Origin of the sequence: uncultured Thalassolituus sp., from assembly GCF_950066645.1 — a bacterium.
Lineage (GTDB): Bacteria > Pseudomonadota > Gammaproteobacteria > Pseudomonadales > Oceanobacteraceae > Thalassolituus.
This window is the reverse complement of sequence record NZ_CATMFB010000001.1, coordinates 44,747-56,426: the sequence shown is the minus strand read 5'-3', so window position 1 is coordinate 56,426 and position 11,680 is coordinate 44,747. Positions and strand designations below refer to the sequence as shown.

9 protein-coding genes are annotated in these 11,680 nt (G+C 55.1%); 5 read left to right on the top strand and 4 right to left on the bottom strand.

The window, feature by feature from the left end; translation table 11 throughout:
* Nucleotides 1-104: 104 nt before the first annotated feature.
* From Q1L85_RS00260 to Q1L85_RS00250, 3 genes are all read right to left on the bottom strand, one after another.
* On the bottom strand, nt 105-959 hold the full coding sequence (locus Q1L85_RS00260; protein ID WP_300424587.1) for a metal-dependent hydrolase: 855 nt from the start codon (nt 957-959) through the stop codon (nt 105-107).
* A 20-nt stretch (nt 960-979) separates the two neighbouring features.
* On the bottom strand, nt 980-1,822 hold the full coding sequence (locus Q1L85_RS00255; protein WP_300424585.1) for a metal-dependent hydrolase: 843 nt from the start codon (nt 1,820-1,822) through the stop codon (nt 980-982).
* A gap of 161 nt (nt 1,823-1,983) precedes the next feature.
* Nucleotides 1,984-2,532, bottom strand: coding sequence for a TetR/AcrR family transcriptional regulator (locus tag Q1L85_RS00250; protein ID WP_300424583.1), 549 nt, complete (start codon nt 2,530-2,532; stop codon nt 1,984-1,986).
* Nucleotides 2,533-2,635: 103 nt separating this feature from the next.
* On the opposite strand from Q1L85_RS00250, the gene Q1L85_RS00245 reads away from it, so the two are divergent.
* The 4 genes from Q1L85_RS00245 (at nt 2,636) to Q1L85_RS00230 (ending at nt 7,979) form a co-directional block, all read left to right on the top strand.
* A complete protein-coding gene (locus Q1L85_RS00245; RefSeq protein WP_300424581.1) occupies nt 2,636-3,469 on the top strand; it encodes a hypothetical protein in 834 nt (277 codons plus the stop codon).
* Between the two features lie 334 nt (nt 3,470-3,803).
* Nucleotides 3,804-5,702 carry a tRNA uridine-5-carboxymethylaminomethyl(34) synthesis enzyme MnmG gene (gene mnmG / locus Q1L85_RS00240; protein ID WP_300424579.1) on the top strand — a complete coding sequence of 633 codons (1,899 nt, stop codon included), beginning with the start codon at nt 3,804-3,806 and terminating at the stop codon, nt 5,700-5,702.
* A gap of 160 nt (nt 5,703-5,862) precedes the next feature.
* Entirely contained in the window at nt 5,863-6,228 is a 366-nt protein-coding gene (locus Q1L85_RS00235) for a hypothetical protein (protein ID WP_300424577.1), read from the top strand.
* Nucleotides 6,228-7,979, top strand: coding sequence for a DUF4105 domain-containing protein (locus tag Q1L85_RS00230; RefSeq protein ID WP_300424575.1), 1,752 nt, complete (start codon nt 6,228-6,230; stop codon nt 7,977-7,979). Before Q1L85_RS00235 ends, Q1L85_RS00230 begins: the two co-directional genes overlap by 1 nt.
* Here the strand turns inward: Q1L85_RS00230 and Q1L85_RS00225 are convergent.
* Nucleotides 7,970-9,151: a YbfB/YjiJ family MFS transporter gene (locus Q1L85_RS00225; RefSeq protein ID WP_300424573.1), complete on the bottom strand. Its 1,182-nt coding sequence runs from the start codon at nt 9,149-9,151 to the stop codon at nt 7,970-7,972. The genes Q1L85_RS00230 and Q1L85_RS00225 overlap by 10 nt on opposite strands.
* Nucleotides 9,152-9,404: 253 nt before the next feature.
* Between Q1L85_RS00225 and Q1L85_RS00220 the strand changes: the two genes are divergently transcribed.
* On the top strand, nt 9,405-11,672 hold the full coding sequence (locus Q1L85_RS00220; RefSeq protein WP_300424572.1) for a c-type cytochrome: 2,268 nt from the start codon (nt 9,405-9,407) through the stop codon (nt 11,670-11,672).
* Nucleotides 11,673-11,680 lie beyond the last annotated feature (8 nt).

Here is an 11,680-nt window from a genome sequence, read left to right as displayed (position 1 = left end):
GTCTAAAGCGAGACAGTGGCTGTCGGGAAACGTAACGGCGGAGTAAAACTGTTGGGGAATATATTTATCGGGCGACGCACAGAGCGCCGCCCGATAAATGTTTTTTATACGGTTTTGTAATTGTCGTGTTCGGCTATCCAGCCCTCCAGCAGCTCGCGGTTGTCATGCTGCCAGGGGTGAAAATCGCGACGGTAGTAATCCCGGTACTGACGCCAGATGGCCGGAATCAGGGCTGGGGTTTTCCAGTAAAAGCGGAACGCAGATTTCCAGGTAGACCATTTGAACAGTTGTTTGTCGCGCCACAGGAAGCGAGCCTGAACTATGCTCAGCCGGGTAACAAAGGTCATGGTAATGGTCGCCATATGGAAAACCCGGCGGCCGTAACTACCACCGATGGCTTCGTATACATCGAAGCACACACCTTTGTGTTCCGTTTCTTCGATGGCGTGCCACTTCCACATCTCGCGGATGCGCGGATCCATTTCTCCGGTCAGTTCATCGTTGGTCAGCATCTGATGAGCAAGCATGGCGGTGAAGTGTTCAACAGCGCAGGTGATGGCCAGGCGATCTTTGGCGGACACATATTTCTTCAGAAAGAGTCGCACCGCCCGCTCTTCAGCTTCAACTTTGGTGGCCGGGTATCCCAGGGTATCAAGGTATTCGCTCAGGGTGTGGTGCTCGTGGCCATGAATCGCTTCCTGCTTAATGAAGTTTTTCACCTGCTCTTTCAGCCGCTCGTCTTTGATCAGGTGTTCATTGTCACGGACCGCATCAATAAAGAGGCGCTCGCCTTCCAGGAACAGGCATGACAGTCCATTCATCAGTGTGCTTTTGAAGGCATCATCACCAAACCAGTAGCGTGGCAGGTCTTCGAAGCGGAATCCGAAGTCCATTTTGCGTCCCGGAAAGCTGATGCCAGCGCTTATTTCGCGCGCCGCCTGAGGTGTCATGTCGTTCATGGCCTGTCCTGTTATTGTCGTTATACGGTTTTAAAATTGTCGTGCTCTGCCTGCCAGCCCTGCAGCAGCTCACGGTTGTCGTGATCCCACGGGTGAAAATCGCGACGATAATAGTCTTTGTAGTCCTGCCAGATGCTGGGGATCAGACCCGGGCGTTTCCAGAAGAAACGGAAGCCTGATTTCCACGTTGACGGGCTGAACAGCTTGCCGTCTTTCCACAGGAAGATGCTCTGCACTATGGTGGTCCTCAGCAGGAACATCCAGGTGACGTTGAACATGGCAAATACGCGCAGCCAGTAGCCACCGCCAGTCTGTTCGTAAACATCGTAGCAGACACCTTTATGCTCGGTCTCCTCAATCGCGTGCCACTTCCACATTTCGGCAAAGCGCGGGTCCATACCTTCGGTGGCCTCAGGATTGGTCAGTACCTGGTGGGCCAGAATGGCGGTGAAATGCTCGACAGCACAGGTGATCGCAAGGCGACGACGGGCCGGCATGTACTTTTTCATCAGCTGCTTTTCTTTGCGCTCAAAGTTTTCAACTTTGGTCGCCGGGTAGCCGATCGAATCCAGATACTTGCTGAACTGATGGTGTTCGTGGCCGTGAATAGCCTCCTGCTTGATGAAGCTTTTTACCTGCTCCTGCAGGCGCTCATCGTTGACCAGGTGCTGGTGGTCGCGAACGGCATCGATGAACATGCGCTCGCCTTCGAGAAACAGGCACGACAGTGCGTTCATAAAGTGCGTTTTGAACGCGTCGTTGTCGTTCCAGTAGCGCGGGAGATCCTTAAACTCGAAACCAAAATCCATTTTGCGGCCAGGAAACTGAATATCAGCGCTGATTTCACGTGATGACTGAGTCATACCTACCTGCCTTGCAACTGCGGTTGTCGTTAGTGTGTTTCTAAGATAGTTGCTGGATATTGGCTAAGACAGGTGCGAGGCAGACAAGTTCGGTGCTCAAGATGCGGACTGAGACGTACAGAATTGGTCTCAGGCCCCACAGAATGGGGCCTGGTGGTGAATCAGTAGCTGCTCAGGCTGGCAATCCAGCGGCGGGCAGCGTTCAGGTGACGGGGGTCGTCGTGCAGGCGATCAAAGAGCAGCGAACCTTCGAGAGCTGCAACGATGACACACGCGAGCTCATCCCTGGGGACCGGTAGCAGGCTGGCGTTCTGCAGGGTGTCTGTGACCCAGTTTTCCAGATGAAAGATAAACTTATCCACAGCCGCCAGATTGGTGTCGCTTAACTCATGGGGTGAGGCGGCATAAGCGAGACTCATGCACTGGCGTTTTTCGGCATGGCTCTGTTCAAACACGCTCACCAGGGCTTTCAGGCGCTCTTTGGGGCGGTGAATTCCTTCGGTAAGCACATCCAGGTGCTCAAAGAACTCCATGTCGTAATCATGCAGCAGTTCAGTCAGGAGCTTATCGCGACTCTGAAAGTGATAGTGCACTGAGCTGGACTTGATGCCTGCGGCCTTGCCCAGCTCGCGGAAACTGGCGGCCTGCAGGTTGGCCTGGCGGATCTGATCGATGGCCAGTGATTTGAGCTGCGTTCTCGTCTCTGACATGGTTGCCTCCCTACTCTCTATGCATTCCGCGGCTCTGCCAGCGGCAAAATCCCGGTGGTTGACTAATCTTTCAGATCAGTAGTTTCAAATTTCAGGACTGATCATGTTACGCGCCCTCTTTTTCATTGTGCTACCTCTGTGTCTGTCTGCATGCATCGCGAAGGATGATGAGGACGACATTCTTAACGATCAGGGTGAGACAGTGGCGGATCCTACCCTACGACTGAATGGGTTATGGAACGGACAGCTGGATCAGGCTGGCGCCCTGCGCACCCTCATCTATAACGGCAATCTGTTTGCGTTTGATGACACGCTGGCCTACTACGGCACCGTGTCCCTCACCGAAGAAGACGCGGCCATGTCTGCCACTCTCACGGCGTACAGCTATTCCTCCACCGATACCGGCGCGGATCAGCGGGTCGCTGGTGGCACCGGTACTTCGTACGAGTTCTGGGGGTTGTTGTATCCAACCACTGAAGCAGACGACACCCTGGTAGGAGACTACGAGGGCGGAAGCAACGTGGGCAGTTTTCTGCTGGCCGACGATGGAACCTGGACGACCCGGTCGTCGCTGACCAGTATCCGTGGCCAGTGGGGTGCGACCGGATACGACCTTTATCTGACCGAGGTGAATGGCGAGCTCTCTTTCCGTGAGGTCAGCAGTACGGTCGCCGGCTGCACCAGCCGCGGGACGATGGAAGTTGTCGACAGTGCGGTGAATCTGTACCGGGTACAGATGGCCGAGCGTAAAAACTGTAATGGATTCAATGTCACCAACGCCCCTGGCTACGCCACGGTAAACGCCGATGGTGATCTCGAATGGTTTATCCGCCGTGACTCACAGCTGTTTTATGCCCGCTTTAATCCTGCCACCAGTACAGATACGACAGATACCACAGATGAGACGGCGGATGACTCAGAAGAAACCACGGAATAGCTGTGGATAACCCTGTGATAAATGTGCATAAAACTCGTGGGTTAGTTGTACGGACTGGATAATAACTTTTATTATTGACCTGGAACTCAATAATTATCCACATTCATCAACATACTTATACACACCTTCTGATCCACAGTATGTGTGGACTGGGGCTGTTTATACAGGGGTGTGGATAATCTTTTCTCACAGCCGGCGCTCACTGAATATCGCATGTGAATAATCTGTTTGATCAAAAATCAATCAATCGCTATGGCCTTTTCAGCGTCGGTGTTACAATGCGCGCCCTTTTTCACCGGCAGGGCCGGTGTGAACCAGAAGATTGAGGTGTGTTGTGGATTATCCCGTTCGTTATGACGTGATTGTTGTTGGTGGTGGTCATGCAGGTACTGAGGCGGCGCTGGCGTCGGCGCGTACCGGAGCCAGGACTCTGCTGCTTACCCACAACACCGATACCGTGGGCGTGATGTCCTGTAATCCGGCGATTGGCGGAATCGGTAAAAGCCATCTGGTAAAAGAAATTGATGCGCTTGGCGGCGCCATGGCGCGCGCGACCGACAAAGCCGGTATTCAGTGGCGCGTACTGAACAGCCGCAAAGGCCCTGCTGTCCGGGCGACCCGTGCTCAGGCCGACCGGGCACTGTACCGCAGCGCAATCCGCAATATTGTGGAAAACCAGCCGAATCTGGATATTTTCCAGGCGGCCTGTGATGACCTGATCATGCAGGGCGATGGCGTTGGTTCTACCGTGGCTGGTGTTGTGACTAACACCAATATGCGTATTCATGCGACCAGCGTGGTACTGACTGCTGGCACCTTCCTGGGTGGACTTATCCACATTGGTATGGAAAACCACTCCGGTGGCCGCGCCGGTGATCCGCCATCAATTGCGCTGTCAAAGCGTCTGCGTGAAATGCCATTTAATGTTGGCCGCCTGAAAACCGGTACCCCAGCGCGTATCGACCGCCGCTCTGTGGATTTCTCTGTGATGCAGGAGCAGCCGGGTGATACGCCCATCCCAGTCATGTCCTTTATGGGGTCGGTGGATGAACACCCTGAGCAGGTGTCCTGCTACATTGCCCACACCAACGAGCGCACCCATGAGATCATCCGTGCGAATCTCGATCGCTCGCCGATGTTTGCTGGCGTGATCGAAGGCATCGGGCCGCGTTACTGCCCGTCGATCGAAGACAAGGTCACCCGCTTTGCTGATAAAACCAGCCACCAGGTGTTTGTTGAGCCAGAGGGCCTGAACAGCAATGAGTTGTACCCGAACGGTATTTCAACCTCGCTGCCGTTTGATGTGCAGCTGGATCTTATCCACAGCATCAGGGGCTTCGAAAATGCGCACATAACCCGTCCGGGTTACGCCATCGAATACGATTACTTCGATCCGCAGGATCTGAAGCACAGCCTTGAAACCAAGTTTGTGAATAACCTTTTCTTTGCTGGCCAGATTAACGGCACTACCGGTTATGAAGAAGCCGGCGCTCAGGGGCTGCTGGCCGGTGCGAACGCTGCCCTGCGCGCGCTCGAGAAAGACGCCTGGGTTCCACGCCGTGACCAGTCCTACATTGGTGTTCTGGTCGACGATCTGATCACCATGGGCACTAAAGAGCCGTACCGTATGTTCACCTCCCGTGCGGAATACCGCCTGGTGCTGCGTGAAGACAACGCTGACCTGCGTCTGACGGAGATCGGCCGCAATCTGGGCTTAGTCGATGACGAGCGTTGGGCGGCATTTACGGCCAAACGAGAGTCAATCGACACAGAAGCGCAGCGCCTGAAAACCACCTGGATTCAGCCGAAGTCTGCCGAAGCGGCCATCCTGGAAGCCAAAGGCGAAAGCGAATTTCAGCGCGAGTACAACCTGCATGATCTGCTTAAGCGTCCGGGTCTGGTATATGCCGATGTGGCGGGTCTGAAAGGCGAGCCTGTTGGTGATGCACAGGTCGCTGAGCAGGTTGAGATTCAGGCGAAGTACGATGGTTATATTGCCCGTCAGCTGGAAGAAATCGAACAGCTGCGTCGCTATGAAAACACCCTGCTGCCCAACGACCTCGACTACGATGCCATTGGTGGTCTGTCGAACGAAGTGAAGCAGAAACTGCGCACCGTTCAGCCTGAAACATTAGGCGTGGCATCACGTATCTCGGGCATTACTCCAGCCGCCATCAGTCAGATTCTGATTCATCTGAAGAAGCGTAATCTGGCAGGAAAAATGAGCGCCTGATCTCTTTGACTGAATTCGGTGCTGGCTTAAATTCCGTTTGAAATCAGGCCATTGAGGTCGCGAATTGACAGTCTGGCACTGATTGTCCGTTATTGATAAGTCTGTAATAATCCTCTGCGGGACAATCCCATATAACTATTCTTCTGAAGGAAACAATGGAATGAAGAAGATCTTCGCTGTAGCAACGATTGCTGCATTTTCTACACTGGCTGGTTGTGCCAGTATCGTTACTGACCAGACTACCTCTGTTAACCTGACTACCTCTAACGGTAAAGAAACTCAGGTCAAGATTGATGGTCAGACGTTCACTGCTCCAGGTGTTGCTGTACTGCATAAGACAGGTACTGACAAAATCCTCGTTGCAGATTCTGAAAGCTGTCAGGGCCAGACTGTTCTGCCTCGTAAGCTTGAGCCAGCGTTCTTCGGTAACATCCTGACTGGTGGTCTGCTCGGTTCTACGACCGACTACTCAACCAAGAAGATGTGGACCTACGCAGATACTGCGCTGGTTAACTGCGGCGGCTGATGCCTCCGTTGTTCAGAAGGGGGCGTATCGCGCCTCCTGCTGTGTGTTTCTGGCTTCTTGTTCTTCTGCCTTTCTCTTCTGCACACAGCAACAGCTCCGACCAATGGCAGCGCCTGCTGCATTTTCATAACGGACAGGCCCAGATTCCGGATTCCCGCTTTCTGTCGATGGGCGCCGCTGATGATGTGATATCCGGGCATAGTGCTGCAGAACGTTTTCGGGATTTTCCTCAGCTGGAGTGTGACTACCCTGCCCGCGCACTGTATCTGAGACAACAAGGGCTGCTGTCGGAGGACCCTGTCGTCTGCCCTGAGTTTGATGAATTCCGCCGTAAAGTCCCGGTAGATACTGTCAGTCTTATTTTTGCATCAGAGCACCTGACCCGGCCGAGCAGCATGATGGGCCACATCATGTTATCGATGAGCGGCGTGAATGATGACTCAGTCCCTGTAGATCACGTGGCCACCTTCTTTACCTCTCTCGATTTCTCCACGCCGCTGACGTTTATCTCTCAGACATTGTTTACCGGTAAAGAAGGCTTCTTTGTCGTACAGCCGTTAGGAAAGGCGATAACGACTTACCGTTTTGGTGAGCAACGCAACGTCTGGCGTTATCCGCTGGCGTTGACCGAAGGGCAGAAAGCTCTGCTACAGGCACATCTGTGGGAGTTGCGTCAGGCCAATATTCCCTATCTGTTTCAGGGGCACAACTGCGCCACCATGACACTGGATATTCTCCGGGCTGTACTGCCTGAGGCTGGTGAGCGGCGTGACTGGATCAGCCCCGTTGACGTGGTCCGCTATGCCGACAGAGCAGGCCTGATCGGAGAGCGGAAGCTGATGCCTTCAGATCAGTGGCAGGTACGTATGCTGGCCGACTTTATGACCACAGAACAGGAGCGTCGGGTAGAGGCGTTTATCCAGAGCCCGGCAGCGGGTGTTCTGGCTGATCCGCTGGAACAACGGCTGGCTCTGACGCTGGCACGCTTCCGCCTCACCGAAGGCTTTATCACTGAAGCTGCTTATCAGGATGTGTTACAGGCTTCGACTGACTGGCCAGAGGTCAGTGTGTCACTCGATGACTACCGGGACCCCCTCAAGTCAGCGCCTGACAGCCACCTGAGCGTAGGCTGGCGACATCAGCTGGATCATCGTTGGCTCACGTTTGGCTGGCTGCCGGCTGCGCATGACTTCAGCGATGACAACCGCAATTATTTTGGCGAGACCCTGCTGCGGCTTACTGCAATGACGTTCCGATACAGCCGGGCTTATTCCCTGCCTCAGCTCGATGAATGGATGCTGTATGAGACTGCTGCGCTTAACCCGCGTCATTCGCTGACGGGCGGTGTTTCCGGATATTTCAATTTTGGCTTCCGTCGCTTTTTGATGCCGGGCCAGGAGCACGACAGGCTGACGTTCCAGTTATCAGGCGGGGTTGGCGCTGCGTGGAATCTGCACCGGGACATTGGAGTATATGCCCTGTTGGGCGCGGGCATCCGATTCTTCAGTGATGACGCCAGAGTGTCGCTGTTACCTGAAGCCGGCGCCTGGATATATGAGGTTGGCAATATGAAAAGCCGGATCCGTATCGGATACGACCTGCCCGCTCAAGGGGAGGCCGTCACCAGACTACTGTGGGACCAGAGCCTGGCGGTGGGTGATACCGGGAGGCTGGTATTCATCGCAGGTCGTGAGCTGGCCGGTAATCAGGCTGAAACCAGCCTGTCTCTGGATTACCGTCACTATTTCTGATTGGCGGCCGGGTTGTGATGAACGATTGGGTTTTTCGGAACCCACGCCATCAACACCAGCGCCCACACACATGCCCCCAGCCCCCAGATAAAGGTTGAGGCCAGCGTCGCGCCCATATGAATTCCTGCTTCGGCGACAATCGGGCCGAGCAACTGGGCGACACCATAGAGTGCGATCAGTGCAGCGCTGAGGCGTGGCCCCTGATGCGGGTGAATGGCACGAGCCAGCCGCTGAGTCAGAAAAACAGCCCCCAGGAAGCTGCCACCCATAAGCGCAGCGCAGAGCCACAGCCCCTGCTCTGTGCCCGGCAGAATCAGAATGGCAGCGACAGAAACAGCCTGTACGGCATAGTTCAGAATCAGGGCGTTGCGGTCACCCATCCGGTTGCCCAGTGAATTCCAGATGAAGATGGCAGGCACAGAAGCCAGTGCGGCGATCAGCCAGGGGCTTGGACTGACGTCGATATTCCATTCCTGCGCAACGGCGGGCAGGAAAGTCATCGGCAGAATGTAGCCAAGTCCGGCGCCAAAATACGACAGAAAGAGTGGCGTGCTCTGCTTATCCCACAGCGCGGAGTGATCATCACGACTGACAGGGGCGTCACCGGAACTGAGCCGGAACAGATAGATACCCGACCAAAGAGCCAGCGGAATACTGACTGCCGCAGCGGGGATCCAGCGGTCGTTACCCTGAAGCCAGATAGCGGTGCTTTCAACGATCTGATTGCTGAGCAGCAGCCCTGCGCCGACACCAAGGTACATCAGCCCGCTGAGCGTGGCCTTGTTGCGTGCTGCCAGCCACTCCAGCACCAGTGCCGGTGCGAGTACAAAGACAACACCGTTGGTGATGCCGTTGAACAGGCGCAGCCCGGCCATGTATGGGTAATAGTCGCCGCCGATCTGCAGCACAGTAATGATGGCATTGCCGAGTACCCCTGCGAGCAATGCGCTGCGGCCCCAGCCGCTCTGCCAGGCGAACAGGGCGATCATTGCGCCACTGAGATAGCCGATGTAATTCCAGGTGGCGAGCTGTGCAGCTTGTTGCAGGGTCAGTAAGCCATCACTGACAAGCAGTGGAATCAGCGGGGTGTAGATGAAGCGGCCAAAACCGTGAACCACAATCAGGGTAGTTGCGGCGGCCAGAAGAGGTAAAAGCGGGCTACGTGGGTTCATAACATCCTCAGTGCAAGCGCGGAGTATATCTGCGCGACCGGAGCGCTGCAGCCCTTCTTTGGTAGACAGACTGTTGCGTTAATCGCGGCTGGTGCGGACGCAAACCCGGGATTGTTCTGGCAAAAAGTAATCAATGGCGCATTTTTAGTAACAAAAAAGAAGTAACCCTGCGATTCAGAAGGTTTTCCGAACGGGCTCACATTTTTCCGTCACTCTCCTTGCTATAAAATCCGACATCCCACGAAGGAGTGCGATGATGAATAACATCCGGGGGCTGTTGCTGCTCTTAGGCCTGCTGACCATGCTGACAGGTTGCGAGCGGTTTTCAGACGACTTAGAAGATGATGGCTATAACGCCGTCGGCCACGCGTTGTATCAACAACAGTGCGCGTCCTGTCATGGTATCGATGGTAACGGTACCTCAATCGGCCCGACCTTGGTGGGCTGTGCGACCTGTTCATCCTTCCTGGTGCTTGCGGACGAGATTAACCGCACTATGCCCGTCGGAGATGTGGAAGCCTGTACGGACAGCTGTGCCCGCGATACTGCCGAATACATTCTTTATGCCTTTAACGGTAAATCCCTGGCGGATGCCAAGGTCACGATTGAAGGTGTTGCCACCGATGAACTGGCTGTCACGCTGCGCAAAGCGTCTCTGCAACTGGCCGGGCGTATGCCAACCAGTGCTGAAATTGCGGCGGTAGAGGCGGAAGGTGAAGTCGCTCTCAGTGCGGCTCTTGATACCCTGATGCAGGAAGATACCTTCTATGACGTGCTGATGGAGACCTTCAATCAGCAATTGCTCACTGACAAGTACCTGACCCGCAATCTGAATGAGGGCGGTATCAATCTGCTCGATACCGACGATTTTCCCGGTCGCAAATGGTACAACGATCAGTACTCCGGGGACGACCAGGGCAGTATCCGCGGTTGTCTCCGTGCCGTGACCAATGACGCTGTCGCCCGCGAACCGCTTGAGCTGGTGAGTTACGCCGCCCGTAATGAGTTGCCTCATACGCTATTTATGACCGCCGACTTTATGATGGTTAATTGGTATAGCCAGCAGGTGTATGAAGCCGAATTACTCGATCGTAGCGTGTCATTCCGCCAGCTGGACGAGCCCGTCTGCGATGCGAATGGCGTGCAGGTGTATTACGATCCGACGGACTTCCGTCCGGCACGGGTGACCAAAGACCTGGAGCATGAGCTGGGTGGTTTCCCGCACGCCGGGATTCTGACATCGCCTATGTTCCTGAACCGCTTCCCGACGACGGATACCAACCGCAACCGTCACAGGGCGCGTAAGGTATTCGACTTCTTCCTGGATACCGACATTCTCGCGATTGAGGGGGAGCGCCCGGGGGATGGCATTGGCAATGGCTCTGACAACCCGACACTGCTTGATCCTGCCTGTTATTCCTGTCACCAGATCATGGATCCTGTGTCGTCGGCGTTCCAGCACTGGACCGATCGCGGCCAGTACATAACGACCGGGCGGTCATCGGCTAACCGTTGGGATGGCTCAGATATTGAACCGCCAGGACTCGGTGGTGAATCGACACCGCTCTCTGGAAGCGGTGGTTACTTCCGTAATCTGTTGCAGTGGCTCGGACAGAAAATTGCTCAGGACCCCCGTTTTGTGCGCGCTACTGTCCGTACTCTCTATACCGGGCTGGTCGGACAGCCGCCATTGATTGCTCCGGGTGAAGGTGCTGCAGAGGCTGATATTCTTGCCTTTAACAGTCAACGCGCGATTCTGAACGACGTTGGTGACGTGATGGTCGCGGGTGGCTGGGATGTCAAAGAGGCGGTAAAAGCGATCATCCTCAGTCCTTACTATCGTGCGCGGGCGGTAGACAGTGAGACATTGGTTGCCAACAGCCATATTGGGTCCAGCCAGTTCATCAGTCCGGAGCGGCTGCACAACAAACTGGTGGCGACACTGGGCTTTGGTTGGGACGATTTCCGCTGGGAAGACAACCGCATCATGTTTGGCGGTATGGATTCTGACAGCATCATTGAGCGGATCACGGATCCGGGTGGCCTGATCGTTGCGATTCAGAGCCGCATGGCATCAGAAATGGCCTGTCGCGCCACGGCTTATGATTTTCTGTCTCCGGCGACAGAGCGACGCCTGTTTCCCAACGTAGAAACCATTACCGAGCCTGATACCCCAGCGAATATTGCGCGTATCCGCGAGAATATCCGTCATCTGCACTGGGTTCTGCTGGGCGAACGGATAGCTGCCGACGACCCGGAAGTGGACGCGACCTATAACCTTTTTGTGTCAGTGATGAATCAGGGGCAGGAGATGCTCGACAACCCCGACGCCTACAGCCCGTCTCCAAGTACCTATCTTGAGTGGGAGTGCCGGGCTCGCTGGGAACGTCAGGAAGACGGGCGCACCGGTGATGGTCTGCCGTCGCAGGACCGTATTGAGCAGGATTCCAAATACACCCTCAGGGCCTGGATTGCGGTGATGACGTACCTGCTGTCCGATTTCCGGTTTATTTTTGAGTAAGGGGCAAG

What these genes read in the sequence shown, in the direction of transcription:
- Q1L85_RS00260 (WP_300424587.1), bottom strand. Translation starts at nt 959, where the DNA reads ATGAACGACATGACACCTCAGGCGGCGCGCGAAATAAGCGCTGGCATC.
- Q1L85_RS00255 (WP_300424585.1), bottom strand. Translation starts at nt 1,822, where the DNA reads ATGACTCAGTCATCACGTGAAATCAGCGCTGATATTCAGTTTCCTGGC.
- Q1L85_RS00250 (WP_300424583.1), bottom strand. Translation starts at nt 2,532, where the DNA reads ATGTCAGAGACGAGAACGCAGCTCAAATCACTGGCCATCGATCAGATC.
- Q1L85_RS00245 (WP_300424581.1), top strand. Translation starts at nt 2,636, where the DNA reads ATGTTACGCGCCCTCTTTTTCATTGTGCTACCTCTGTGTCTGTCTGCA.
- Q1L85_RS00235 (WP_300424577.1), top strand. Translation starts at nt 5,863, where the DNA reads ATGAAGAAGATCTTCGCTGTAGCAACGATTGCTGCATTTTCTACACTG.
- Q1L85_RS00230 (WP_300424575.1), top strand. Translation starts at nt 6,228, where the DNA reads ATGCCTCCGTTGTTCAGAAGGGGGCGTATCGCGCCTCCTGCTGTGTGT.
- Q1L85_RS00225 (WP_300424573.1), bottom strand. Translation starts at nt 9,151, where the DNA reads ATGAACCCACGTAGCCCGCTTTTACCTCTTCTGGCCGCCGCAACTACC.
- Q1L85_RS00220 (WP_300424572.1), top strand. Translation starts at nt 9,405, where the DNA reads ATGATGAATAACATCCGGGGGCTGTTGCTGCTCTTAGGCCTGCTGACC.